Origin of the sequence: Adhaeretor mobilis (assembly GCF_007741515.1) — a bacterium.
Classification (GTDB): Bacteria; Planctomycetota; Planctomycetia; order Pirellulales; family Lacipirellulaceae; genus Adhaeretor; species Adhaeretor mobilis.
In genome coordinates, this window is the sequence record NZ_CP036263.1 from 1,146,521 (window position 1) to 1,172,259 (window position 25,739).

General features: G+C 52.3%; 21 protein-coding genes and 1 pseudogene. 13 read left to right on the forward strand and 9 right to left on the reverse strand.

Annotation, left to right across the window (positions count from 1 at the left end):
* Window positions 1-106: 106 nt before the first annotated feature.
* The 5 genes and pseudogenes from HG15A2_RS24760 to HG15A2_RS04455 all read right to left on the reverse strand — a co-directional run bounded on the left by HG15A2_RS24760 (window position 107) and on the right by HG15A2_RS04455 (window position 2,354).
* Window positions 107-235: a hypothetical protein gene (locus HG15A2_RS24760; RefSeq protein ID WP_261342150.1), complete on the reverse strand. Its 129-nt coding sequence runs from the start codon at window positions 233-235 to the stop codon at window positions 107-109.
* A gap of 157 nt (window positions 236-392) precedes the next feature.
* Window positions 393-632 (reverse strand): hypothetical protein, encoded by a 240-nt coding sequence (locus tag HG15A2_RS04445; RefSeq protein WP_145058243.1) that lies wholly within the window; start codon window positions 630-632, stop codon window positions 393-395.
* Between the two features lie 51 nt (window positions 633-683).
* Window positions 684-1,091, reverse strand: a complete 408-nt coding sequence (locus HG15A2_RS24470) for a hypothetical protein (protein WP_246117877.1) — start codon at window positions 1,089-1,091, stop codon at window positions 684-686.
* 48 nt (window positions 1,092-1,139) lie between these two features.
* Window positions 1,140-1,691: pseudogene (locus HG15A2_RS25030) on the reverse strand (FRG domain-containing protein); the annotation flags it as partial.
* Window positions 1,692-1,967: 276 nt separating this feature from the next.
* Window positions 1,968-2,354 (reverse strand): hypothetical protein, encoded by a 387-nt coding sequence (locus HG15A2_RS04455; RefSeq protein ID WP_145058246.1) that lies wholly within the window; start codon window positions 2,352-2,354, stop codon window positions 1,968-1,970.
* A 428-nt stretch (window positions 2,355-2,782) separates the two neighbouring features.
* On the opposite strand from HG15A2_RS04455, the gene HG15A2_RS04460 reads away from it, so the two are divergent.
* The 9 genes from HG15A2_RS04460 (at window position 2,783) to HG15A2_RS04500 (ending at window position 17,140) form a co-directional block, all read left to right on the forward strand.
* Complete coding sequence (locus HG15A2_RS04460; RefSeq protein ID WP_246117878.1) at window positions 2,783-3,034, forward strand: helix-turn-helix domain-containing protein; 252 nt, start codon at window positions 2,783-2,785, stop codon at window positions 3,032-3,034.
* A 68-nt stretch (window positions 3,035-3,102) separates the two neighbouring features.
* Window positions 3,103-5,865, forward strand: coding sequence for a DUF499 domain-containing protein (locus tag HG15A2_RS04465; protein WP_145058248.1), 2,763 nt, complete (start codon window positions 3,103-3,105; stop codon window positions 5,863-5,865).
* A complete protein-coding gene (locus HG15A2_RS04470; protein WP_218932320.1) occupies window positions 5,865-6,896 on the forward strand; it encodes a hypothetical protein in 1,032 nt (343 codons plus the stop codon). The genes HG15A2_RS04465 and HG15A2_RS04470 overlap by 1 nt, the downstream gene beginning before the upstream one ends.
* A gap of 27 nt (window positions 6,897-6,923) precedes the next feature.
* On the forward strand, window positions 6,924-10,196 hold the full coding sequence (locus HG15A2_RS04475; protein WP_218932321.1) for a hypothetical protein: 3,273 nt from the start codon (window positions 6,924-6,926) through the stop codon (window positions 10,194-10,196).
* A 3-nt stretch (window positions 10,197-10,199) separates the two neighbouring features.
* The gene (locus HG15A2_RS04480) at window positions 10,200-10,715 is read left to right on the forward strand and encodes a hypothetical protein (RefSeq protein WP_145058250.1); all 516 of its coding nucleotides are present in this window, start codon (window positions 10,200-10,202) and stop codon (window positions 10,713-10,715) included.
* 37 nt (window positions 10,716-10,752) lie between these two features.
* A complete protein-coding gene (locus HG15A2_RS04485) occupies window positions 10,753-13,512 on the forward strand; it encodes a DEAD/DEAH box helicase (protein ID WP_145058252.1) in 2,760 nt (919 codons plus the stop codon).
* Window positions 13,513-13,525: 13 nt separating this feature from the next.
* Entirely contained in the window at window positions 13,526-14,692 is a 1,167-nt protein-coding gene (locus HG15A2_RS04490) for a hypothetical protein (RefSeq protein ID WP_145058254.1), read from the forward strand.
* 15 nt (window positions 14,693-14,707) lie between these two features.
* Window positions 14,708-16,303: a phospholipase D-like domain-containing protein gene (locus HG15A2_RS04495; RefSeq protein WP_145058256.1), complete on the forward strand. Its 1,596-nt coding sequence runs from the start codon at window positions 14,708-14,710 to the stop codon at window positions 16,301-16,303.
* Window positions 16,304-16,798: 495 nt separating this feature from the next.
* Entirely contained in the window at window positions 16,799-17,140 is a 342-nt protein-coding gene (locus HG15A2_RS04500; protein ID WP_145058258.1) for a hypothetical protein, read from the forward strand.
* 165 nt (window positions 17,141-17,305) lie between these two features.
* Here the strand turns inward: HG15A2_RS04500 and HG15A2_RS24765 are convergent, their stop codons facing one another.
* Both HG15A2_RS24765 and HG15A2_RS24770 read right to left on the reverse strand, forming a co-directional pair.
* Complete coding sequence (locus HG15A2_RS24765; RefSeq protein WP_145057890.1) at window positions 17,306-17,818, reverse strand: ISAs1 family transposase; 513 nt, start codon at window positions 17,816-17,818, stop codon at window positions 17,306-17,308.
* Entirely contained in the window at window positions 17,778-18,449 is a 672-nt protein-coding gene (locus HG15A2_RS24770) for an ISAs1 family transposase (protein WP_218931927.1), read from the reverse strand. Before HG15A2_RS24770 ends, HG15A2_RS24765 begins: the two co-directional genes overlap by 41 nt.
* A gap of 251 nt (window positions 18,450-18,700) precedes the next feature.
* Here HG15A2_RS24770 and HG15A2_RS04515 point away from each other — a divergent pair, with 251 nt between their 5' ends.
* From HG15A2_RS04515 to HG15A2_RS23795, 3 genes are all read left to right on the forward strand, one after another.
* Window positions 18,701-19,465, forward strand: coding sequence for a lectin-like domain-containing protein (locus tag HG15A2_RS04515; protein WP_218932322.1), 765 nt, complete (start codon window positions 18,701-18,703; stop codon window positions 19,463-19,465).
* A 398-nt stretch (window positions 19,466-19,863) separates the two neighbouring features.
* Complete coding sequence (locus HG15A2_RS04520) at window positions 19,864-20,610, forward strand: DUF4339 domain-containing protein (protein ID WP_145058264.1); 747 nt, start codon at window positions 19,864-19,866, stop codon at window positions 20,608-20,610.
* A gap of 219 nt (window positions 20,611-20,829) precedes the next feature.
* Complete coding sequence (locus HG15A2_RS23795; RefSeq protein ID WP_218932323.1) at window positions 20,830-20,994, forward strand: hypothetical protein; 165 nt, start codon at window positions 20,830-20,832, stop codon at window positions 20,992-20,994.
* Between the two features lie 123 nt (window positions 20,995-21,117).
* Here HG15A2_RS23795 and HG15A2_RS04525 read toward each other — a convergent pair whose 3' ends face one another.
* The gene (locus tag HG15A2_RS04525; RefSeq protein ID WP_145058266.1) at window positions 21,118-21,936 is read right to left on the reverse strand and encodes a hypothetical protein; all 819 of its coding nucleotides are present in this window, start codon (window positions 21,934-21,936) and stop codon (window positions 21,118-21,120) included.
* A 508-nt stretch (window positions 21,937-22,444) separates the two neighbouring features.
* Between HG15A2_RS04525 and HG15A2_RS04530 the strand changes: the two genes are divergently transcribed.
* Window positions 22,445-23,662, forward strand: coding sequence for an IS256 family transposase (locus HG15A2_RS04530; protein ID WP_145058268.1), 1,218 nt, complete (start codon window positions 22,445-22,447; stop codon window positions 23,660-23,662).
* 442 nt (window positions 23,663-24,104) lie between these two features.
* Here the strand turns inward: HG15A2_RS04530 and HG15A2_RS04535 are convergent, their stop codons facing one another.
* Window positions 24,105-25,721 (reverse strand): hypothetical protein, encoded by a 1,617-nt coding sequence (locus HG15A2_RS04535; protein ID WP_145058270.1) that lies wholly within the window; start codon window positions 25,719-25,721, stop codon window positions 24,105-24,107.
* Window positions 25,722-25,739: the final 18 nt, after the last annotated feature.

Genomic DNA, 25,739 nt, shown 5'->3' on the forward strand with positions numbered 1-25,739 from the left:
CCCTACGCAAAGTGCTGAAAAGTGTTGGCCTCTTCAAGTCGGTTAGTTGGGCCAAATGGGCCCTGCAGGTAAGAGGATGGCTCGCATGGCCCTCCCCGGCGTCAACTTACGCGAACTGACCGGCTTGACTTGCATCCGGTTCACCGCGGAGCAATTCGTAAAGCTTGGCCGGACCTAACAGAATGTCTTTGAGGCCGGCTTGTACCTCTTTGGAATTCAGGGCTTGGGAACTCATCGCCTCGTGTGCGTCTAACGCTTCCATGATGCCTGAGAGAATCTCGCGGTTGAGATCGGGAGAATTCGAGAACTGTTCTTTGGAATTGCGGCCTGCTAGTTCAAACTCACGCCAAACCGCTTCTTCGATCTTTCAACCGTGTGGTCCCACTTGGCGGCTACGGGGCGGGCGACTGTGTTTTGGTTGCCGAAGTAGCCCTTTTCTTTGATCCCTTCGGTGATGGGATTCGCTTCTCGAACGTGGTTTTCACCTCACGCCCGATGATCATCAAGTTGGGGTCGGCGATTGAGACGTCATGCGCCAGTATGTCTTGCAGCCGTGCCTCGAAATCGAGTGGGGCGAACTGCATTTGCTGCAAGTCGTTGTCGATTCGCCAGATTCCTAGTTCCAAAGGCATGTGGTCGAGGTCCCTGTTGTGCGGGTCTATTGGTCAAAAAACTTCGTTCTGCTACGGATCCCGATGCAGCCATTCCTCTTTCAGCGCATTTACCACTTCTGAGTAATCCGGGAACATGAGGTGCCTCGCGATTCGCTCTCTTGACAACATCCACAAGATTTCGCCGGCAACAGCGCTTGGTGCGGAAATGCGGTACATGACAGGTCCGATGTCTTGCAGGACTTTAGCCTGGCTATCGATGGAACGCTGGAGAATATCAGGTACAGTGCGGAGATCGACATCCGCCAACAGGCTTGCAGGGCCTATTTCAACTCGGCTTAGAGTAAACGTACCATCTTGTGCAAACATATTTCGATTGCCTTCATAGGGTACGCGAACTAGTTCCTCGCTTTGCAGTACGCGACCACTCTTCTCTCGCCTTGAACCTGTAATTCCAGTGCTCAGAGCCCATACCGACATTCGTTTAGGGGGAGCGCCAGCGGCTAGTGGATTTGCGGCGCCCGAAGCTGCGAAGTATGCGGCTATCCGGGGAGACCGCGACCAGTCAAGCAGCCGAGTCGGCAAGCCGCTATGCCTCGCAATGGCAAGTAATTTATAGCAATGTGGAAAGGGCCATTTTCGCTCTTTTCCGGCATATTGATGGCTAGCATCAATCCCCTCGATTTGCAGGTCTGATTGGAGAATAACTTCGACGTAAGATCTCATTTCGTGGAGGCGTTCAAATGCATCAGCAGTTGAGTCTGGAAGGACCATCCCACAGTCATTGGCACACTCCGCAAATCGGAGCAACATTACAATTTCGAGGAGCACTTGATATGCCGCAGAGTTAGTCTTGCCCGATTTCAAGAAATCTTGCCCCGCACAATGTCTCACCAAGGACTTTGCTTTCGCATCTCGTCGCAGTACGGTTGGTGTCAGTGCGAATGAATCGTCTGAGTGGCCGCGGAATATCCAGCCCCCAGGAAGGCTTTCGTAGTTTTTGTGGTGAATGGAAAGTTGCTGCAGAAACTCGTTGGCGGATTCAACTTCTATCTCACAAACTGGTTGGTACATCGGCATGTCATTCTTAAGCTGGATTAGAAACTGTGATTGCCAATTCCACTATATGGCCGGTCTTCGTTTATTAACGCGTCCTTCTCCCACCAATCTGTGCCCGACTCTCTATCTCTCGGCGTACGCTGTCTTCTAGGCCATTTCGAACGCGCCCAAATCGCCGAGAATGGTTCCAATAGTTTGACCGCTGAATGGCCGCCCAAGTATCCGCTCGCGGTCAACATTTTGTTCTGCACCTAACCGTGCTAGTTAAGGATTTCTTCGACGCGATCTGATTAGTATTCATACGGCTTGCGGGCACACAACGACCTTCATGTTTGGATGGGACTCGAAGATTGGGGTGAGTACCGAGTCGCGTTCGTGACAGAGGGCGACGGAGATGATGGATCGCGGGTTGAAGGCTTGCATCAGGTGTGCGGAGAAATAGGCTTGCCCGAGCAAGGACATACTGGAGCGGCCGGGTTTGGTTTGTACGACGATGATGTCCTGATCTTTTATGTCAACCTCTTCCGACTTGACAATTCGTTTTGCGCCGTCTCGTACGATAACTCCATCGATCCAACGCGGGCTTGCGGTTGCTGATTTGGCGACCGCTTTGAATTCTTCAATGAGCGTGCCGCCAATTTGTTCCCAGTACCAGTGAGTCATGGGTGTTTCGTGCTTGCTCATTGACTGGATCCGTCGAGGATTTGATGAATCGGCTAGGCACTTACCTGGCCATGCTATGACTCTGGGAGTAGCTGCTTGCCCAATTCTACTCCATAAACGAATTTTCTTCGGCGAGCGAGGTTATCTACTTATTGGCCATCGCGTGCAATGCATCTTTGCAGATGCAAAGGCAATCTCCAACCTCGCCCGCAAATAGCTTTTGAAACGGCTTGGGCAGCGACGTCGGTTCAATCCATTTCGTAGAAGGCTTAAAGCTAATGGCCGTCGCGCCGACACGGACTCCGGCATGTAGGCAAACATATTCGGGCTCTAGTTCCAAATACGCTCCAAGGCGGTGTGCCGTATCGTAGACCATCAGCTCACTGATAGCCCGGCGCCAGGAATTCTTATGCGGGCACTACTAACCTTCCTTGGTAACCTTTGGTACCATGCATCGATCAGATGATTTCCTTTGGTCCCAGGGTAAGGAAATGCCAAAACTGGACGAATACCTGCAGATCACTGAAGCCGCCGAAATGTTGGGGGTTTGTCGTAACACCCTCCGCAACTGGGGGCACTCCGGTCGGATCGAGGAACATCGACACCCCATCAACAACTATCGCCTTTACAAACGAGCTGACCTTGAACAGCTACTTCGCGAAACCGAAAAGTCGGTCAAAGCCAAGAGAAAGCCACGCTGACGAGAGTTCACCCACCAAATCACTAGACGATCGACCAGGCTCGATCTGCGAACGCGGGAAAATGCCAGATGGTAGACCTACAACTTCGTGAGGAGTTCAAAGGGAAACGTCTCAAAGGGACTACGGTTGATTTCACCAACCAGTCGAAGACAGGTGCGTTGCAGCGCGACGCTGCTGATTTTCTGCGAATCACTTATCCATCCCATGATTTGCTGAAGACCATAGAGGCAACTGGGCCGGGCCAATCGCGCCCGCTGGCTCTCATCGGTTCGCGAGGTCAGGGTAAGTCGCACTTGATGGCCGCGCTCTACCACTTGTGCAAGAACCCTGAAGTCGGCAGGGAGTGGCTCGACCAATGGGCCGATGTCCTTAAGAACCCAAAGCTCGCCGAGCTCGGGCTTCGCGAAGACTGTCACGTCATCGCGGAGAGCATGCATTTGCAGCGTTACCAATATCTTTGGGACGTCATCTTCGAAAACCATCCGAAAGGTGAGGTCTTCCGAGAAATCTGGGAGCGGATGGGCGACAAGAAGACCAATGTTCCCAGCTACGACCTAATGTACGACATGTTCAAAGAGCAGCCAACGATGCTGATCGTTGACGAATTTCAAACGTGGTACGAAGGTCTCACGAACACGAAACAGTATCCCCGTCGTAATTGGGCCTTCATTTTCATTCAGATTCTCTCGGAGATTGCCCAAAAGCACCCTGAGCTACTCGTGCTGGCTGTTTCCGTTCGCGAGGGCAGTTCTGATGCGTACCAGCAGGTTCGTCGCGTCAATCCTGTCGATGTGGACTTCAAAGGTCCGTATGCGAAGCGCGACCGCCAACGTTTGCTCCTGTATCGTATTTTTGAAAACCGGATGCAGGCGCATGAAGACGATATCAAACTGATCATCGAAAACCATCTTTCGGAGTACTTCCGACTCGGCAATGTTCCGCAGCAAGAACAAGAGAAGAAAACTGCCGACTTTGTCGAGTCTTGGCCGTTTGCTCCTCACCTGCTGCAACTGCTCGATGACCAAGTGCTTGTGGCCACCGACGCGCAAGAGGCTCGCGACCTAATCAAAATTCTGGTTGACCTATTCAAGAACCACGAACCGCAGGACGCCATTATTACTGCCGCCGACTTCTCATTGACCAGTGAGAAGTCAGCCGTTGGTTCGCTGCTTGACTCCGTGGCGAATCAAGAGCACAAAGACCTCCGCGAGAAAGCTCAGCGGAACCTTGAGGTCGTTTTGGCAGCTGTGCCCAACGCGAAGAACGCCGTACCGCACGCCGAAGAAATCATCAGCTCGCTGTGGCTGCGTTCACTCAATGTTGAGCAACTGCGCGGCTCCGAGCCAGAAACACTGCAAATCGATATCACACGAGCCAATAAGATCGACGACAACGCATTCGAAGTCGAACTGGCCAACATCGTCGATAACAGTTTCAACATTCATCAGGTTGGTGGTCGCCTGATTTTCCGTCAAGAAGAAAATGCACGAGCCAAACTGCTTTCATATGCCAAGAATGACAAGCTGTTCAAGGAAGGCGAACACGCTGGCCAGGGCCTAGAGCATCTCGCCAAGGAGATACGGGCTGTTCTCGGAGGTGACGAGAGCGTATCAGCCAAGCACCGAATCGTCGTACTCAAGACCATGTGGAACAACGCCCCATGGTCTGAGTTTGAGGAGAACCAGGGGCCAAAGGCTTGGGATGACAAGCGATTAACCACGGTTGTAATTCCAGAGCTTCCAGAGAAACATGCTGAGGCTCTCGGGAAATGGTTGAAGGAACACCTGCAGGACAGTCGCAACACGATTCGTTTTCTGCTGCCACAGAAAGGAACAGGGAACGTCTACTACGACCGCGACCTTGTGATTCTCGCCCGCGCTGTCTATTTGGCAAACGAGTGGCACAAGAACGACACGAAGGCCGGTTATGCTGAGTTGGCCAGAACGTTCCGCAAGGATGAATTAATTCCCAAGATCAGGAGTCGATTTGATCGGCTCTGCGTTCTAAGTGAGTGGAATTATGCAGAACCGGCCAAATGCATCTTCGAAGAAAGCAAAATCGACAAACAGGGAGACAAGATTCCCGAAGAGATCGACCGCATCGTTCGAGAAGAGATGTTCATTCCCGAGGAGTTCGAAGAGTACGTTGCGATGTTCGCCTCGGACAACGAATCAGTCGGCAAGCTCTTAAAGGACCTCCGTGAACCGAGACCCCATGGCAAGCCTTGCATTCCTTGGCTCGGCGAGACCGAGCTCAAGGAACGCGTCGAGAAGCTCTGCGCCGATGGAGTGATTGCTCTGAACATTCGCGGCACTCGGCTGATGCAGGCGAAACCTGGCGAAGACTTCGAGACAGCTTGGCGCCGGATGAAAGGCCAGTTGCCCACGGGAACCCATCTCAATGACACTACTATTCAGAAGCCGGACAGCTCCGCCGCCAGCGGCGGCAAGCCGATTGTGACTGAAACCGGCGGTGCTACGGGCACTCCCGAGCCGGGAACTGACCCAATATCGGGAGGCTTGTTTGGCGGAGGTACACCAGACGCAACTGGTACGGGTGAACCGCAACCGGGGACTGACCCAACAGGCAGTGGGACAGCGGGCGTAGGTACCGGCACGGCCGTACCAACCACGTCACATTCTGCTCCCGCCACGTCTGCACTGAATTTACTTGGCCAAATCGAAGACTGGGGCATCAACCCGGGAACACCTGTTACCAACGTAAGGGTATCTGTTGGTCAAATGACCGGTGCACAGCTGCAGAAGCTTATCAAAGACTTACCCGATGGAGTCACTTACAGTCTGGAACTTGAGAAAGAGGCGGATAACTAATGTCTCTTGCATCAGCGCCATTATCGAGGGGACTACTCGACACGATTACCAGCGGCTCACCCCAGCAAGCTTGGGATGCGATTGGTCAGTCGTTATGGGAGACATTCTCGGCACCTATAAGTGCGGCCAGCAAGCAAACCGCCACGTCCGAGATTGTTAACCGCGATGCGAATATCAACGAACTTGAGAATGTAGTGTCTGGCTCCTGCTGGGATTTGTGGCAACACTTCGGCGACTGCGTTCCACGTACCAGTCAGTCGCTTATCGAATTCTGGGGCCGTGTTGGTGGTGGCAAAGCGGTCCTCATTTTGGACGGGTTGTCGCTGCGTGAATCTCCTTGGCTGCTCGGCGCGCTAAAAGAGCGGGGTTACACAATTCACAAAGCGGGCTATCGAGCATCCGAGCTTCCCTGCGAAACAACTCCTTTTGCCCGTTCGCTTGGGTTCCAGCAGAGAGCCGACTTGGAGAACAATGGAGCGAGCAAGACGCACAGTCTGACCGGAGCTGCCACAGAATCCACCGGGCTCCCTTGGGAAGATTGTGTGGCCAGCGTCAAATCGCAGGAGCACTTTGTTTATTGGCATCATTGGCCAGACAGCCGCATTCACGAACTGGCCAAGCCTGGTGAAGGGCTGAGAAAATTAGCTGCCGAGGCCCAGTCCCGGCTATCAGAAGATGCTTTTTGGGAATTCGTTGAGCGGCTTGCTCATGGTCGCCGCTTGGTGATAACTGCCGACCACGGCTTCGCCGCTTGTGGAAATTTTCCTGACCTGGGCAAAGAACAATCGAATTACATGAAAGCCCTATTCAAGAGTGGCCGCACAGCGGTGGTTCCACCGTCGACGGAGCCGACGGAACCCGCTGCATGGATGCCGCCAATCGACTTAGAGCTGGAAACGGAACACGGCAAGCATCGCTTTGCATTGGGCAGGCGTAAATGGAAAGTCTCTGGCGAAAAGAATCGCTTGCTCGCACACGGCGGGCTCTCGCTGCTGGAGGTGTTTGTTCCTTTTTTCGAATTGTCAACGTAAGAGTGCGAAGCCGCACGGGGAAATCACGTGGCGAGAATTAAGAAGAAGACGAAGGCACAGTTGCTACAAGAAGCGATCGCGGAATCCGTACGCGCAGGAGAAGCAGTGCAACTCGACACGGTCGACTTCTCTGACCCTGATCGCCCGTCAACCTGTCTCGAAGTAGATTTTCCGATCCTCCCCGTGAATCGTGTTGCCGCCATTGAAGGCAACGCTGGTAAGCCGGTTTATCAAATGTCAAAATGGTGGGCCCGACGACGTTCGAGCGTATTCCGCGCGTTACTTCTTGCGGCAGCCACGAGAGCACCAGATGATCCTTTGGAAGCCGCCAATAAGATCTGGGAAGCCTATTATGGTAACCATCAATCCAATGAACGCTTCCGCCAGCTCACCGTCGCTGATGTCTTCATGGGTGGTGGAACTACAATCGTTGAGGGTGCTCGCCTCGGAATGCGGATGCTTGGAAACGACCTGAATCCGGTCGCTTGGCTAATCGTCAAGAACGAGCTGTCGCAAGTTGCATCTGAAGACGTACAAACACTGCTCGATGACATTCGTGCAGAAGTTCGGCCGCAGCTTATTCCCTTTTATGCTTGTGATTGTCCACGCGGCCACAAAGGCCAATGGACACATTCAGACGGCGAGATAATGCCGCCATCTTTTGACCCACTATCCGTACCACCGGAGGATAGGTCTCAATACGATTATAACGGTCCGGAAATCATCTACACATTCTGGTGTAAGCATGGCCCATGCACAGCTACAGAATGCGACCATCGCACACCGATCATGACTAGTCCCGTGATTGCAGTAAAGGAAATATCCGCAAAAGCGTGGGCACAATGGTCTTGCTCAGAGTGTCAACAGCTATTTGACATAGAGCAGAAGCAAGTCCGAATGGCCCCAGCGTCGCCATTGATAGTCGCGGAGGATGAGGCTCCCTTTGCCACGATGGACGAAATGGGCAACTACACTTGTCCGCATTGTGGCGTAGCGTTTCAGGATGAGGCGGCGGCTGCGACGGGCGAGTCTATCACATTGAAGAAAGCAAAGAACAAGAAGGTCAGTTTGACCTTGCTAGTACACCCATCGTGGTTGCGTGGAGCGTCAGCGCAAGATGCCGTCGGGCCGTATGGCGGTCGTGCGATCGATGGTGCAGAGGCGACATCTCGTTGGAATCACGCTCGCTCTAAGACACTATCATTCATCGAAGTTCGAGGTAAGCTGCCAGACGAAATCACAACGCCCGATACAAATGAGACTGTTGCAACGGGAAAGAAGGGAGGAACTATACCTGGAAAGTCAGCCTTTACATGTCAGGAAGCAACATGCGGATTGGACCAGGACATTCTTACTGCTATTCGCCAAACTGAAACCACGGGCCCACTTGCAGCCTACGCGGTACAGGGGTACTGCTCAGCCTGCAACGAAGACAAACAGCCCTATGGTGGTCGCTTCTTTGCAGAACCTAAAGCTGACACTATCAATGCCGCATTTGCGGAATGGCAAAGCCGAGGCAAAGAAGAGCTAGATGCATGGTGGCCGAAGACCGAATTGCCATTCGGATTTATGACACACCAGAACAACGGAGGAATTCCAAATCACGGTTTCACGCATTGGTGGACGATGTTTAATCCACGCCAGCTACTTGCTCAGTCACAGCTCCTTCGGGCAATCACGACGGTAGGCGAACACGATTGGACAGTGCGAGAATTCTTGCTCGGTGGTTTTCAACAAACTCTTCGTAATAACAACCTCTTCTGCATCTGGAATCCGCAACGTGATACTCCGGAACCGATGTTTTCGAACAGCAACTATCACCCGAAGGCCACAATGGTCGAGAACTGCGTTTTCGCAAATCTCGGTCGTGGAAATTGGCAGTCGTCGAGTGAGAATACACTGGAAGGCTTGGGATGGTGCGATGATCCATGGGAACTTGTTTCTAAAGCGGGTTTGGCGACGACGGCACCAGAAATTGCAGAGTCAATTGGTGGCAAGAGTGCTAAGACATTTCCAAACGACCCCGTTACCGAAGGACATGTATTATCATGCCGTTCATCAAGTGACTTAAACGAACAAGGAGACGAAACGGTTGACTTGGTAATTACTGATCCACCTTTTGGTGGCCTCCTTCATTATTCGGAGTTGTCAGATTTTTTTCACGTATGGCTGCGGATTCCATTGCAAGAACGCTTTCCCGACTACTTCTCAGCCGAGTACACGCCTAAAGCTCTGGAGGCGGTAGCCAATCGCGCAAGAAATCCAGAGGACCCAGACGGCTTTTATCAGCAATTGCTGACGGAGTGCTGGCGAGAATCGGCTCGAATCCTGAAACCATCTGGCATTCTCGCTTTCACCTTCCACCACAGTGAAGATGAACCTTGGGTCGCCGTTCTCGAAAGCCTATTTAATGCTGGATTCTATTTAGAAGCTACCTACCCAATTCGCAGCGATGAGACTAAGGGCGAAGGTGGAAAGCCGGGGACTTTTGGTTCACAACTAATTGAGTATGACATAATTCACGTCTGTCGAAAAAGAACCGAAGAACCAGAGCCAATCAGTTGGGCTCGACTACGTCGTACTATCATGCGTGATGTTCGTGAATTACAGGACATTCTCGAACAACATCATGGGGATGGTCTAGGTGAGGCTGATTTACTGGTCATTCGAAGGGGGAAGGCGCTTGAATATTTCTCGCGGCACTATGGTAAGGTCTATGTTGAACGAGGTCGTGAAGACGAATTCTCGGTGCGAGATGCGCTTCTCGGTATCAATCAGCTGCTTGACGACACTGACGAAGACTCAGGTGACACCACACCTGTGACAGCCGAACTCTACACCCGACAGTTCCTCCGCTTGTTTACGGATAAGTCAGAGCTTTCACGCGACCAAATACAGAAGTTCCTTCGTGGAACGGGCGTATCGAGAGGCTGGTTCATAGATCGCGGCTGGTGTTACGAAGAAAAGAAGGTGCTCTTTCTAAAGCCGCCATTGGAATGGGCTCGCGAATGGAAGGGAAAACATCGAAGCAACATGTCTCGCGACTTCGACCAGGCCTATTTCTTGATTGGGGCTAGTTACGAAGAGAGCGGTATCCGCCTCAGCGATACACTCCAGAGCGGCAGCTTTATACCGCATCCAGCCATTAGCGATCTACTCGATTGGTTCGCTCGCCACGGGTACGACCAAGACGTGAAAGATGCGGCATCCCGGGCGCGCCAGATCTACAGACGATGGGAAGCAGAGCACGTCGCGGAGGTATCCTCGCAAAAAACCTTATTCGATATGGATGAGGAGTAACTGATGGACAAACCACTCATCAATGATGACCTCTGGAAGCGTCGCGGCATTAGCATTCTCTGGGATGCGGATTCGCTCAATAGTCTTTGCCGTTCAGACGAAGTCATCAGTCTGCGACATTTTCGCCAACTGTTCAACGACCGGTGGTCAGATGTGGATGCCTCAATGGTTGACGAAGAGACGCTGGTCGTTGCCGGTTTGGAGAGTTGTATTGATGCCTTGCCTCCCGAAGAAGCCACCAAGTGGCTGCAGGACGTGTTCTACAAGGCTATGGTCTCATACCAGGGCGAAGTAGCCGACGGTGGCACTCAAGCTGCTCTCATCTTGTGGTTTGTCGATTCACGGCGGCTGAAATATAGAACCAGCGATGATGGATGGAGCATGCATTGCGCCGGTGAATTCAAGGGCCAGCAAATCCCACTCGGACGTTGCCTCTTCAACGGCGCCGCAAAGGACCTCAAGGAAATCCAGGACGCCGACGGAAACAGTCTCGGACTCTATCACCCTCGAATCTCATAACCCGTGCCGGACACCATTTTCCTCTGCTGCCAAACTCATGAGCGAAACGCCACTCCAGCCTGGACAACGAGTACGCCACGCTCAATACGGTGAAGGTGCGGTGCTCGTTGCCGGTACGGATGGATTTGCTCGTGTGTTGTTTTCTGGTGATGCGGGTGAACGCCAGGTGCCGTCCGCCTCGTTGTCAGCAGCACTTAGTCGTGCTGAGCTTGTCGTGCAGAACGTTGCCTCGGGCCAGCAACGCAACCTCCGAGCGTGGTTGGCTTATCAAGCTCATGCGCTCCCCCTAATTGACAGTGCGGCAGCTCTGACATCAGCTCGAATTGATCTGCTGCCGCATCAAGTTGTCCTGACCCATCGCGTAGCCACTGCTTCTCCTCGCCGCTATCTGATTGCGGATGAGGTAGGGCTAGGTAAGACCATTGAGACGGCTTTGGTACTTCGTGAACTCGCCAGTCGTGGAGAATTGAATCGCGCGTTGATGGTGGTGCCCGCTGGTTTGGTGAATAACTGGCATCATGAGCTGAACGAAGTCTTCAATCTGGATTTTGAGGTCTTCGGTTCGCAGGGTGACGTCACCGACCGGAAGTCCAATGCGTTTGCCAAACACGATCGGCTTATTGCCAGCGTCGATACGCTCAAAATGAAACCGCGTTTGAGGAGACTCAAAGACGCACCTACTTGGGATTTGGTGGTTTTTGACGAAGCCCATCACTTGAGTGCCTACCGCAACGGCACCAAGGTCCGTCGCACCGAAAGCTTCAAATTGGCCGAAGTACTGCGAGACCATTGCCGTGACTTGCTCTTGCTGTCGGCCACGCCTCACCAAGGCGATCACTTTCGGTTTTACATGCTGGTCCAGCTGCTAGAGCCGACGCTGTTTACGAGCCCCGCCGACATGATCGACAACCGGCATCGGTTGAATTCGGTCATTTTCAGACGCACAAAAGCGGATGCCTGCCGTCCCGACGGCTCGACACTGTTTGCTCGGCGGTGGGTGCATACCGAGTCGTTTGTGATGTCGGACGACGAGCGGGATTTCTACAACGAACTGAACGTCTACCTGATGGACGGCTTTGCCCTGGCGAAGAAACAAGGCAACAAAGGCCGAGCCTTGGGATTCGTGATGACGATATTCCAGAAAATCGCCGCCAGTAGTTTTGCGGCTGTGCATCGTACGCTTCGCCGCCGCCTGATTGCGTTGACGGTCCAAGAAGGCTTGATGCACGACAACAATTTGGACATCGAGGCTCGGGATGCGTCGTACTCGGAAGCTCGCGAGCTGATGCGGAACGAATATGGCTTGCCTGACGACCAAATGGGTCGAGTTGAAGCCGAGCGTCTGGTTGCCGACATGAAACGGCGGCTACTCAAGGACATGAAAGACGAAGACTTGGCTGTCTTGTCGAGTGAGTACTCTCAAGAGACCGCCACCACTTCGAGTGAAGACTCGGTCGCGACAGCCGTCAAGCTGGCGCTACCCGAAGAGCGAAACCGCATTCGAGACCTACTTCAAAAGTTTCCCAAGCAAACGGAGACTAAGGTACAGAACCTGATGCAGGCGCTCGGTACTCTTTGGAAACAGAATCCCCAAGAACGAGTCGTTATTTTTGCGACGTACTTGGGTAGTGTTGAAATGCTGGGAGAACAGATTGACCAAGCCTACCCTGGCCAAGGTGTTGTGGTACTAAAGGGTGGCGACCACGGTACCAAGGCAGCTGCGGAGAAGCGGTTCAAGCAACCGGAAGGCCCTCGAGTGATGATCTGCACAGCAGCAGGTCGCGAAGGTATCAACCTGCAACACGCCCGGATCCTCTTCAACTTCGACTTGCCGTGGAATCCGATGGACCTCGAACAGCGGATTGGGCGCATTCATCGCTATGGTCAAAAAGATACAGCCCAAGTCTATAACCTCGTGCTCTCCGACACGATCGAAGGCCGTATCTTCTTGTTGCTCGACGACAAGCTGAAGGAAATCGCCAAGACACTGGGTAAAGTCGATGAGCACGGCGAAGTCGCTGAAGACCTTCGTAGCCAAATTCTTGGCCAACTCTCCGAGCGACTCAGCTATGAGCAACTCTACGCCCAAGCCATTTCTGACCCGAAACTAAAACGGACCAAGGTCGAACTCGAAGCCGCGCTGTCGAACGCTCAAGAAGCTCGTACAGCCGTCCATGAACTCTTTCAAGACCTCGATGGGTTTTCGCTCGACGACTACGAACCGCTAGCGGATACAAGCAAGGGAATGAATGATATCGTCGCATTTGTGAAGGCAGCAGCGCAACAAGAGGGTCGAGATTTGCGAATGGAGCCCAATGATTTGGTGACCTTGTCGGCCGCTAACGGAGACTCGGAGAAACAATTCACAACGGACCGCGAACAATCATTAGATTCCGATACGCTTGAGCTTCTGGGTCTCGATCATCCACAAGTTGTTCGCTACATCGAGGAGTTTCGTGAGCTCGACCCGGTACAGCTCGGTATCCGAGTCGCTAGCGCTGACGGACAAAGCGGCGTCTTGTCTCTCTGGCACGTCACGACCCACGGTGACCGTGGCGAAACAAAGAACTTGATCGTTCCGTTGGGAATCGACACAGAAGGGGCTCGCGTTCCCGTGTGGGAAAAGCAAGTCAATCAGCTTTTCCGCTTACCGCCCGCGAGCGGCTCTGCCAGTCCCCTCAAAATCGCCACGGATGTTTTCGAGCCGATGATTCAGCGCGAGTTGTCGCACCGCGGCGTACTGGGCAAGGACCGAGGGTACGATTCGCGATTAGTTGGCTGGGTGGAAGTTATTTAGGGATGAATCGACGATGACACTAATTGACCTATGGAACAGTGACCGAACCCAAGTTACAAGCAAACGATTAGAGCAACTAATTGCGTTTGCTGGTGAAGGGAAGCTTCGGGATGGCAACGAAACCACCGCCGAACTGAGAGCGTTGCTGGCCGTTGTACCTAGCGACATTCTTGGTGAATGGATTGAAGAGTGCCTGACATCACGATTCTCCGATTTCGGTTTCGTCGTGCAGGACATAGTAAACGAGATTGGTCACCGGCTGAATTTTGTTGTCCGTCCGGGTGTGTATCGAGGTCATAGTAACGAAGGGTACGATGGCCTGTGGCAGATTCCCAATGGACAATCAATTCTAGTAGAATCGAAGTGCTCTACAGCCTACTCGATCAATCTCGCCCGAATTGCTGACTACCGAAAGCAGATTGCTCCTGACCTAGCTGTCGAACCAGAAAGCATCTCCATCTTGCTGGTCGTAGGTGATGAAAGTACCGAAGACCTCGAAGCCCAAGTTCGCGGTTCACGGTTCGCTTGGGACATCCGTCTTCTCGGCATGCGCGCTCTGTTCCGTCTTTTGCAGCTAAGGGAGTCGCTAGACGACCCCGCTGTCGAGCGGCAAATTCAGAACTTGCTAATCCCCAAAGAATTTACACGTCTCGATAGTATTGTTGATCTGGTGTTCTCTACCGCTGAGGACGCACAGGACAATACCGAGGAACCGGAAGTCGAGCACTCAGAGCCCCGAACGAAGGATACTCCTGCTGCAAACTTCCACGGCGAGATTCTTCCTAGGCTGGAAAGACGATTTGGCAAGTCGTTGGTAAAGCGATCTCGCGTTGTCTGGGGATCGCCTGACGATTCCGTCTTGGTCTCCTGCCAAGTGTCGCGAGAATATGATTCTGGAGGCTACTGGTTTGGTCTTAAGCGTACGACAAAAGAATCTCTCGAAAAACACGGCAATGCTCATTGCGCATTTGGTCTTAACTCGCCCGATAAAGTGCTACTAATCCCATATAACGACCTCGCGAAGCAGCTCGATAACTGCCACACGTCGCCAGATAGGGACGGGAGCATCCGCCATTGGCACATCCGGCTCGAAACAAATGAGGCTGGAGAAATTTCGATGTTGTCTAGAGGCGACCATGCCCACCTCCCCGTCAGTGAATTCCTGCTCGATCGTACTTAGAACCCTTGAAAGACTGTGACAACATTTTTCAGCGAGAATCTGGTTTCAAGAGAGTTTGTGGAGCGGCTTCAGGGCGACCTGCGCGAGTGCCTGATGTGCCGATTCCTCGTTGCCTATGTTTCGAATGCCGGAATTTGCACCATCGGCCGGCCGTTGCTTGTCGATGCCATGAGCAAGACCGGTTCATTTGGAATTAGCTCTCTCAGCTGTAGTTGCGGTTTTGACCCGCTGCTTGATTTGCAGGGCGCCATTGGTTCCAGTCGCGCCAAGCTCAAGTACTTCATGGACCCAATAGTCCGCACGAGGCGCGAACCTAGGCTTGTCTTGCTGCATTCCAAGCTCATCTATCTTGCGATTCCGTCACAAGGGAAATCGGTCGTCTACATCGGTTCTCACAACTGGACAGGCTCTGCACTGTCTGACGATGGCACGGTCAACGCAGAAGCATCATTGAGAATCGAAGTCCCCTATGACACCGAACATGCGTATGGCCGAGGTGACTCTATTGCCGGACAAGTCAATCGGCACTTGCTTGAAGCCAAGGATCTCCCCGCGTGCCGTGACGCTGTTGAGTCGAATCGCCAGCTATTCGAGCAGTGGTACGACAAAGGTTGTCGAACTAACCCATCGCCGAGCACTGATGATGCGTTCATCCTCCTTGCGGTTCTCAAAGATGCCGAACCGATCTCCCCGTCTATTTTCGATGAGCTGGTTGATAAAGGCATCTACTTGCGAACCGACAACACCGGCAAACGAATGTATCTCGCTGAGCACCGGCGGTTGATTATCATGCTCTGGCTCTCGGAATCGGATTTGCAGAATGGCCAACAGCCTATTCTTATACGCTGTCGGCGTTCGACCGATGCACCCGACGTATCCGCTGACGTGAAGTCTACGAATACCTCTCCGTCTCCCATCGAGGGATTCGGAGCCGCTATTTTTGGCAGTAAGAAGCTAACACTGTGGTCCGGGCGTGAAGCGCAAGCCTTCGACTTTGCATTCCAGTCGGGTCCCACCAGTTCACAATCGTTTGACACAACTCTGGGCGGCCGAGCGCCCAAGTACCGGTTCCATCTGGAAGTGATGAATGTGGTCTTTCCTGCTTTTGGCATGGATGAGCTTTTTTCTTCGCAATCGGCCAGTTCGGAACAGGCTCGCGCTGAACCTCAAGGAGATGAACAGAAGTCGGCCAAGCCTCCCTGCTGGTACCCGGATTCATTTGCTGTGGCGAACAAACGCAAAGACTTCGCCTTTATCGGCATCAATGGGTATCTGGTCGGAGAAGAAGATGAACAAAGCATCGCGAAATGTTTCAAGGATGTTTTCAGTATCACTGAGAACGATGCGACCGTGTGGCCGACTTCGAAGACGGCAGAAGAACCGCTTGGCAATTTCGTGTCGAGCCACCCACTCCACGAAACCTATTTGCATGGCATCGAGCATCAGTCTCTCGCCACGAAAGTCAAAGACTTTGCAAAAGCGTTGATACCACAGCTCCCTAAGGAGGCGTCGGAAGAGGACGGTGACAAACGCACACTCCAAGCGATCACGCGTGTTCAGCACGGTGTCGTACGACAGCTTGATGAATTGTTTGGCCAGTGGCACGAATGATGGTTCCTCAACCGCAGTAGCTTTATTGCTGCATGTGTCTTCTTAGCGAGGCTTTCTAGGATTCGCTGAATCGGGGTCGTAAAGCTCCGAGTCCATCTCCAGCAGCACGCATCCATTCAATTCGAACGTAAATCGCTCCGCAAAGTCTTCTGGCTCGTCCGGCTTGCCGAGCTAGCATCCCTGCTTGGGGATCGTGCCACGTGCCTTAGCCCAAGGCTTCTTAAGTACCTTAATCTGCTCCAGACGCGGACTATCACGCAGCCCATGACCCCGGTTCCGCCAGATCCACTCTCAATGCAGGGGAGCGACTCCTGTTGAATGAAGCTGTCCTGCGACAACTGCGCTAGCTCTGGGAGGTGCTAGGCTGCAATCGCCCTCAGCAGGCTTGGCAGGCCGTATGAGGACAGCTCAGACTTTCAGATGCTATAGCTTAAGGAGGTCGGGCCCCTTCTTCCGGAGGCCTCACTTTTCAAGCGCTATTCACAGGATCTCACCATGGCTAGGGACCGAAGCAACAACGGGCGATTCTTAAAGGGGAACCCCGGTGGGCCTGGGCGGCCTCGACGAGCGGTTGAAGCTGACTATCTTGCCGCAATTACCAACCGCGTCACTCTCGAAGATTGGCAGGAGGTCGTCGGCCGGGCAATCGAGGATGCCAAGAAAGGGGATGCCCGGGCGCGGGATTGGTTGTCTCGCTATCTAGTGGGTGTCGATCCGCCTGAATCTGAGGACCAGCAAGAGCCCTTGCGTACAGTCATCATCAATTGTCCCGACAACGGGCGTGGGCCGAAACGTGACGCTGACGGCAATGTGATACCGCATACCCCCGGTGTCTAGGTTCTCCCGTGGGTACTCCCACACATGTCCGTCAATTCAGGACCACCTCGCAGGGTATGTGAATCCAGGCAATTGCGGGAACGCTTACTAGACTATTCAATCTTCTCAAGGGCTTTCTTGTTTTACTGCTGCTCTTGGCATTCTCTTATACCCCCTCAGGGCGATTCAAAGTTTCATGATACCCAGCTTGGCGAATAGCTTATCGACTCGGTAAGCGTTTTCTCTGATAGCACCGATGAGGCTGGGGACTTTGGCTAAACGGAGCAGATTGATAGCCGCATTGCGGAAGCAGGCTAAGTTTTGGCTTCCACGGTGATGACGGACCCCACAACGGTCTTCTTGCCAGAGGACATCACGAACCCAGTGCAAACGGTTTTCAATGCCCCAATGGCTACGCCAGATCTCAAGCAGCTTCTCCGCATCGGCACGCTGCGGAGAGAGACTGGTGATGGCATACTGGACCTCGGTGATCGTCTCGTTGTTGCGACGACTCGTACGCTCTAAGCGAATCACCTGCCGAAGTCCGGGCCAGCGAGAGAGGTGCGGAACGATCCGCGTGCTGGCCTGAAGATGCCGCGTGATAACGCGACCATGCTCTTTGGTGTGCGTCCGGACCTCGGTTTGGAACGCCTCTTTTTTATGCTGACTGGCGGGGGGAAAAGGCCGGTAAGAAATCACCGGCGATGTCTTCTTCTAAGTTTCCCTGATTGCCTTTTACGACAATCAGGAAGTCACCGCCCGAATCGGTAATGGTCCTACAAATCTCGGTCTGTGCGAACATCGCGTCTCCGGTCACCACACGTCCTTCCAAGACAAGCGTCTGGAGAATTTCGGGGGCGGTCTTAATCTCGTTCGTCTTTCCCGAGACAGGCATTTGGCTGAGTACGCAGCCGGTCTGCTGATCAAACAGGCTCAAGAGATGGACCGACTTGCCGTACCGATCCAGGGTCTTACAAAGCGTCTTTCCATCAATGGCTAGGCAGGCCATTGCTTGGGGGTCGACTTCTGCGTGAGGAGTGATCCAAGCACGCAAGGCTTGTTCGAGTTGCTCCGGGTCCATCATGTTCAGTAAGTAACGAAACGCGCCTTCTTTGGGCGGCGTGCGAAAGTACCCCAGCAGATACCAAACGCTCTTCTCTTGAGCGTGAATCCACTGGGCAATGGCTTCATAGCCTCGCGCACCGCACAATACGGCACAGGCAACGGTGGCCAGCATGGCCTGCAATGAGTGGCGCCTTCCTTTAGCCCCACGCGGGTCGGGAATCTGCTGCAAGTGAGCTAGCAGACTCTCCGCGTGAGCGGCATTCACAGTAAAACCTCCTGAAATTAAGGACGAAACGTTAGTTGCTCTAAAACACGTACGCAACCTGATCTGCACAGGTTCATTCTTTGCGTAGTCCTGTATACCCCCTCGTTTTATTTGAAGTTCTTCAATTTTCGTGGTAAATTGCCATCCAATTTGAACTACCTGATAAACGATCAATTCAACTGGAAAAAGTACTAATGCAAAGCAAAACCAAGGGTCGTGGACTACTAAAGTTCTGCTTGTTCGCTGGACTTGTGGGAATTCAACAGCGATCAGCACATGCGATTACATTTGAATACACTGATTTTTCAGACACATCCGCGCTGATAATAAATCGTGACGCTAGTCCGGTGACAACACCTGCTGGAGTGGTGATGCGGCTAACTCCAGCACTCGGAATTCAGTCAGGTAGTATTTATCGAAACGAGGAGGCGAGTGTTTTCAAGTTCAGCACGGCTTTTAGCTTTCAAATTGCTAACGACTCTAACCCAGGAGCCGACGGACTTGCCTTCGTGTTGCAACCCGGTGGTACTCTTGCTGGCAATTCTGGAGGCAGCTTGGGGAATGCTGTTCCAAATACCGTCGCGGTAGAGTTCGACACTTGGAACAACCCCGAGAACAACGATCCAAACAATAATCATATTGGTATCACACTTTTTGGAATGGAAGATCATGGAGCGGGCTCCCCTTTCACAGTCACAGCTCCCAGCGATCTGAATGATGGACTCGTAAAATATGCTTGGATCGACTATGACGGAACGAATTTGGAAGTCCGGTTCTCTGACCTTGCGGCGAGACCTGAATTGTCGATTCTTACGCAAGCAATCGATATCTCAACTGTACTCAAGGGATCTTTCAGAGCATTCGCCGGTTTAAGCGCTGGAACGGGCGGCGCTTCTCAGAATCATGATATCTTGAGTTGGTCTTTTGAGGGCATTCCCGAACCAAGTTCTTTGTTCCTGATCATGACAGCGACACTCGCTGCTTTGGCGCACCGCACTCGCTATACAACCAGGTAGGGTCAGCTGTGCGGGACGCCGGAAACGACTTTTCTAATCCTGAGTTAGTGATCACAGCGATGGCTCTTATCTCCTGTCCTGACTGCAAGCATGACGTTTCTGACAAAGCTACCGCCTGTATACATTGCGGTTGCCCTTTAAATACGAAAGAGGCGATCGAAGTGAGACCGCCGGGATCGGTGGGGAAGTGCCCCGCGTGTGGTAGTTTGAACACGGTCGATCGGATTGCATTGGAACGAAATGAGGGCGGTTTCTTTCGAGCACTAGGGGCGCGTGTCGGACGACGTTTCGCTGGCCACGGGAGATACGAATGCAGAGATTGTCCTCATACTTGGGAATTCGGCCAAAATATCTAAGCTTTTCGAGAATGGAAAATAACCTTTAGTAAGGTGAATAAAATGTCTGCTGAATGGTATTACCTGATCGAAGGTATCGAAATTGGACCTATTTCTGGTGACGAAATAAAGTGTCTCGCGGATACCTGCAAGATACTGCCATCAACATCAACTCGTAGGGTCTTTAGAGGCGAATCGACACCTTGGACTCGCGCGGGGGCCATTAAAGTTCTTTACTCTGACAATGTCATAGACAAGCTTGGCCCACCTATTTGTGACGATTGTGGAAGTACTCTAACAGGAGATGTCTGTTGCAATTGCCAACCAAGCGAAGCCGCGTTGGCCGAAGGAATTGCACTAACCTGTACCGAAACTAGCTTCATGCAGCGCTATTCTGGTATGTCAGCACACGATATTGAAAGCGCACTCAAGAATCGCGAGTATCGAGAAAAGGAAATTACTAAACCCAGAAAAAAGGTGAACCCAGTCAGAAAACGCCGATCAAAACCTCAGCGCAAAGTTTCTCAAACTAGCCAAGAGAGCGAATCAAATAATGGTTTCTTAGTAGTCCTTGCGTTCTGCGCATTGCTTGCGTTGTTTACAACCTCCGATTCCTCAGACACGTCATCGATGACATCCTCTTCAAGGCATTCATCGACAAGGCCACGTGACATGCCACAAAATCAGTGGGACTATTTGAATAGAAAACTGCAGAGAGAGCTTCCTGGTGAGAGTCGAGCTGATATTGAAAGCGCATCCAGGGCGATCTGGGAATTTGAGAAGGCGAAACGAACACGTGGCGAATATTAAGGCGGGCTAACACGTACACTTCCTCCGCCTTCACGCTTGCCACCTCACACGCGCTGCCCGGATACGTGGATTCAAGGTCTTGTTTCGTAAAACTCGCTGTACTTTCTCCATTCTAAAAGTGAATTACTCAATACCTTCCAACCTAACGAAAAATCGAATGGCGATACGAAGGGTGCAGGCTAGCACAGCAAGCAACTCCAGAACGATAACAAGCTCGTCGTGCAAGCTGCAGGGAAGGCCCAGAAGGCCGCCGATTGGATGTTTGGGACGACGTTTGAAGAAGTCGCCCCGCCTCAAGAGCCAACGGTGACGGCGGCGATCGCCAGCACTGAACCAGTGCCCTCAGAGCCAGTGACCGAACGCTCACAACTCGAAATCTTTTAGAGGCCGATTATGTGTGAATCTGTACAATGGCAGGACATTGCGACCTTAGCCGCTAGGGCTTTGAGTGAATGTTAATGCCATTCAGACCTGACCCTTTTTTATCCTCCTCTGGCATTGCCCTTCTCAGTCTTTTGTCCACCTAAGTCTTGAAGATAGCTCAACGAGTTCAAGCCACTGTGCCTCGTTATTCACACCATACTGTCTCAGATGGTCACTCATAGAATGATATTTGTCCTGCTCCATTTTATGCCCTAATCCAATTATCAACGCCAGCTGCAGAGCCTCGACTCCCCCTCCTTTTGGCAACTCCTTCAGTTGCAGTCTGAACTGTTGAAGTGTTTCTGCGTCGTAGTCATATTGCCTACTGCTGTAATATCCATCTTTCTCTCGGGCTTTTGCTTCACCCGCGTACCATGCTTCCTTCATGCTTTGTAGTTTTCTCTTCTTCGCTTCCTTCCTTTCGGCTTCTGCTTGCTTTTCTCTATGTACAGCTCTTGCATACTTCCAGGCCTTAATCCAGACACCCTTTAGTTGCTTGGGCGCCTTTGTGATTGGGATTCCCTTATTGTACGCGTCGAATCCTGCCTGATCAGCTAAAACTTTTTGACTTGCTAGTTCTTGAACCCTGCTTTGAGCATCGATCGCATCCTGAATCATTTCGCCAATGAAATCGTGATGTATTTCATTATCACCAATGAAATCCATCAATTCTCTATGAAGACGTGCTGTCTCCGGGTGGTTGTCTTCTGAAGCTGCTTTAATCACCGCCTTTGACCGTGCGGAAATCTCACTTGAATTGTCAATGTCCCAAGTATCGTGAAAGAAGGCGAAATATGTAGCTAGAGCAACTAGGGTAACTAAAACGACAGCGACAAGAAGCTTTAACGAATTCAGCGAGTTTCCCAAAGCAGGGTCAACGTGTTCGTGTTTTGCCTTGGGCATTTTGGATTAGTTCCTCATTGCGACTATGATCGGCCGCAGCAAATAACCGCGCTAGCCCACGACTTACGGACAGCGGCGGGCCGGATTTTTAGGCCACTAGGGCGGGGCGTATCCGGCTTCATATCTATCGGGTGACTTATAATCGAGCAACTGGCACAGTCGCTGTTGATTGTAAAAGGATTCGATATACGTGAATAGTAGATTATAAGCTTCTTCTTTTTGAACACCTCCTTGCACTTGACGTCCACACCAGTGTCGTCATTGACGAAGTGATAGATTTCCTTCGTCGCTAAGTTCCTTCGCAACTCTTCTCTTCGTGGATCGACATTCTTCAGATTATGCGTCCGCGCCCGCGAATGCAGATCGCGCCAGCAGTGTGACGCGACGAAGCAGGCGATGGTTGCTCGGATAACGTCCTAATAGTTGCGCACTTAAACGGGCAGCCCCTGCTTGGTAGGAATTGTTTTTGAACGATTCCAATACCAACCAAGCGAAGGAGACTGCCACGATGGCAAGTGTAACCGGAGACGTAATTTCAGTCGATGAGTCAAAGATTCGCGGTCATGTCGATGAGGTGGTTCGCACGAGCGTCGAAGAGACTCTCAACGGGCTGCTCGACGCAGAAGCGGACCAGCTTTGCGGAGCGAAGCGTTACGAGCGGTCTGCCGACCGTGTCGACACGCGAGCTGGCTCGTACGACCGAAAGCTGCAAACGAAGGCAGGAGAAGTGAATTTGAAGGTCCCTCGCTTACGCTCGTTACCTTTTGAGACGCAGATTATTGAGCGTTACAGACGGCGAGAATCGAGTGTCGAAGAAGCGCTGATGGAGATGTACCTCGCAGGCGTAAGCGTGCGACGGGTGGAGGATATTACCGAAGCCTTGTGGGGAACGCGAGTTTCGCCGAGTGCGGTGAGCGACTTGAACCAGAAGTTGTACGAGCGAATCGAGCAGTGGCGTAACCGTCCCATTGAGGGCGAGTACGCTTACATTGCCTTGGACGGCATTTGGCTGAAACGCTCGTGGGGCGGTGAAGTGAAGAACGTGGCCGTTCTGGTAGCAATTGGCGTGGACCAGGAAGGCTATCGTCAGGTGCTGGGTGTCTGCGAGGGAACGAAGGAGGATATCGAGAGTTGGAAGAGTTTTTTAAGGCATCTCAAAGAGCGTGGATTGAAAGGCGTGCAGTTGGTGACCAGCGACAAGTGTCTCGGTTTAGTGGATTCGCTGGCCGAGTTTTACCCAGAATCTGCTTGGCAGCGTTGCATGGTGCATTGGTATCGCAATGTGGCGTCATCGGTACCTACGTCGAAGATGAAGGAAGTGATGGCGATGCTCAAGGCGATCCATGCCCAAGAAGACCGCGAGGCGGCGGAGAAGAAGGCTACTGATGTCGTAGCGAAGCTCCAGGTAATGAAGTTGGCCAAGGCGTCCCGCTGCGTCGAGGAAGGGGCGAGCGAGACGCTCAGCTACATGGCTTTCCCTCGCGAGCATTGGACACGGATTCGGACGAACAACCCGCTGGAGCGGATTATGCGAGAGATCCGTCGCAGGACTCGAGTTGTGGGAGCGTTCCCAGACGGCAACAGTGCTTTGATGCTGGTCGCCGCTAGGCTGCGTCACATCGCGGGCACGAAGTGGGGCACTCGGAAGTACCTGGACATGAGTCGGCTTGCCGATCAGCAGAAGGAGAGCGAGCAACAGGAAGGGACTGAGGAGGCGGTCGCGTAGGCCGCGCCCGCCCCCAACTTCGGAGCTGCGTAGCAGCTCCGAAGTTGGGGGCGGACCTACCAGCAAGGGCAAACCCTAAAAACTAATGTGCGCATCTTGACGGACGCTACCGTTGCTCGGAGTCTACTTCTTTGGGCAGAACGGTCGTGGACATAGAACGCTAGGCGAGGGACTTTGCGGCCTGGGCAAACAGTTCAGCCTAACATGGAGCTGCGGAAAGGGGAAACGGCCTGCCATTTTTGAGGCCGATCGAGCCGTGTCGTCCCCGACCCCGACTTAGAAGCACGTAGCACTATCGCTCCGCGACCGGAATTGCCGAAGCAGGAAACGACTGCCACCATTATAAAGGTGACGAAGCTCTCCTGAGGCTGCGGCTTTCGTATCGCGGAGCGATACTTGGCCTCCTTTGCTTCGCACACAGAGCTTCGTGGGTGCGAGTGTACTAATCCTCGAGGATGGCCTTGTAAGCCCCGTATAGCTGTGTCAAGCCTGCAACCTGTTGAACAGATAAGTCTATTGCCTTTTCCTTCGAGCGGGCTACTAGCTTTAGCTCAACCTTCTTTGCCTTTTCCAATGCATCGAACATCTGTATCACTTCGTTGTCGGGCTTATAAATCAACTTGGCTTCTTCTTTTCCGGACATTCTCCCAGCACTCGATTTCACAAAATCTACGCCATCTATTACCAGATTTGCACTTTTCAGGTGCAATCTCGCGTCACCGGACTCGTAGTGTATGATTACCTCTACTCGCAATGCATCGGGCTTCGGCAGATCAACTTTGGCTTGAAATGACGCCAAAATCTCGATGCGGTTGGGACCGCTTGAGTACGACACCTGGAATGCATCGTCGAATTTAATGTATTCGGAACGAAGCAGGGGGTACTTATGATCTCGCAGACGGGCAAGCTTTTTGCTAGCTGAGACCCCCTGAGAACCCTCGGTTCGCCTGTCTTTCCGATCGAATCGCAATTCATTCGATGATTGAATTGGCTTACCGAGAGCCAAAGCACTTATCTTGTGTGCTTCCTCTATTCGTTTCGCAACTCGCTCTTTTTCCCGATCGTCTAAGGAATCGAGTCCTCGTTGATAGAGCTTGCTGGAAAAGTTTGCCAGCACCCTCTTCTTACGTCCCTCTAATGCAGAGATTCGCTTCCACCATTCATCAGCCAGCTTGACAGATTTTTCATTGTCATTCTTGTCATTCTTGTCATTCAGTAGATCGCGCGTTTCATTCGCCAGTTGTCTGAGATTCACATCCCCTGAACGGGCTAATAATTCTAGCCCGCTTGTCCATTTGTTGAGAGCCAAGCATTCGAACAGACCAGCTATTCTACAAGCTTCCGCCGAATCGCCCTGCTTGAGTTGCTCCTTGGCACGAACGTATCTAATAGTTTCTCGCCTTAGTACTACAACATCATTCCGGAAGTCTGAAGCAATCTTGTAAAGAGGAAAGTCGCGAGCACCCTTCGCCGTCTCGGCAGCATAAGTTGCAAGTTTAAACGCGAGATCAATATCGTTCTCAGCCACCAATGGGTCGATCAACAAGACGGCATCTCTAGCTATGCGTTCTCCTTCCTCTCGGCCTAGTCGCATTTTCGCTTTGTCAATGGCACAAATAGCAAGTGCTTTTGAACGCTCGGGTGATATCTCAAAACTCTCCGCAATCTCATCAGCTATACGAAGGGTCAATTCTATATCGTTAGCAGATAAGGCTTTTGATCTAGCAAGCATGAAGAGGGCATACTTTGAACGGGGATCGCCTTTTATTACTCTTGCATCTTCCAGTAGTGCTTCTGCAAATACCCCCTGTTGTTGCGAGGTCTTCGTCTCAGATAACTCGGCATCGTAAAAGTCTTGGATCTCCGATTTCGCTTTGCGAATATCTTCGTCCGAAGGCACTGCTACCCTCTGATTAGCATGCCCAATCAAAGCGTGAGACAATAATCCCAGCAATAAGAACACAAGTCCTAGCGGTTTCAATGGGGCGTGCTGCGCTAACTTGCCGTGAAATAAATACATCTCAACCACCTTCTTCGCTGAATTGTCTGGTGACATCATGCCACGACGTCTCTATCG

What these genes read in the sequence shown, in the direction of transcription:
- HG15A2_RS24760 (WP_261342150.1), bottom strand. Translation starts at nt 235, where the DNA reads ATGAGTTCCCAAGCCCTGAATTCCAAAGAGGTACAAGCCGGCCTCAAA.
- HG15A2_RS04445 (WP_145058243.1), bottom strand. Translation starts at nt 632, where the DNA reads ATGCCTTTGGAACTAGGAATCTGGCGAATCGACAACGACTTGCAGCAA.
- HG15A2_RS24470 (WP_246117877.1), bottom strand. Translation starts at nt 1,091, where the DNA reads ATGTCGGTATGGGCTCTGAGCACTGGAATTACAGGTTCAAGGCGAGAG.
- HG15A2_RS04455 (WP_145058246.1), bottom strand. Translation starts at nt 2,354, where the DNA reads ATGAGCAAGCACGAAACACCCATGACTCACTGGTACTGGGAACAAATT.
- HG15A2_RS04460 (WP_246117878.1), top strand. Translation starts at nt 2,783, where the DNA reads ATGCATCGATCAGATGATTTCCTTTGGTCCCAGGGTAAGGAAATGCCA.
- HG15A2_RS04465 (WP_145058248.1), top strand. Translation starts at nt 3,103, where the DNA reads ATGGTAGACCTACAACTTCGTGAGGAGTTCAAAGGGAAACGTCTCAAA.
- HG15A2_RS04470 (WP_218932320.1), top strand. Translation starts at nt 5,865, where the DNA reads ATGTCTCTTGCATCAGCGCCATTATCGAGGGGACTACTCGACACGATT.
- HG15A2_RS04480 (WP_145058250.1), top strand. Translation starts at nt 10,200, where the DNA reads ATGGACAAACCACTCATCAATGATGACCTCTGGAAGCGTCGCGGCATT.
- HG15A2_RS04485 (WP_145058252.1), top strand. Translation starts at nt 10,753, where the DNA reads ATGAGCGAAACGCCACTCCAGCCTGGACAACGAGTACGCCACGCTCAA.
- HG15A2_RS04490 (WP_145058254.1), top strand. Translation starts at nt 13,526, where the DNA reads ATGACACTAATTGACCTATGGAACAGTGACCGAACCCAAGTTACAAGC.
- HG15A2_RS04500 (WP_145058258.1), top strand. Translation starts at nt 16,799, where the DNA reads ATGGCTAGGGACCGAAGCAACAACGGGCGATTCTTAAAGGGGAACCCC.
- HG15A2_RS04520 (WP_145058264.1), top strand. Translation starts at nt 19,864, where the DNA reads ATGTCTGCTGAATGGTATTACCTGATCGAAGGTATCGAAATTGGACCT.
- HG15A2_RS04525 (WP_145058266.1), bottom strand. Translation starts at nt 21,936, where the DNA reads ATGCCCAAGGCAAAACACGAACACGTTGACCCTGCTTTGGGAAACTCG.
- HG15A2_RS04530 (WP_145058268.1), top strand. Translation starts at nt 22,445, where the DNA reads ATGGCAAGTGTAACCGGAGACGTAATTTCAGTCGATGAGTCAAAGATT.
- HG15A2_RS04535 (WP_145058270.1), bottom strand. Translation starts at nt 25,721, where the DNA reads ATGATGTCACCAGACAATTCAGCGAAGAAGGTGGTTGAGATGTATTTA.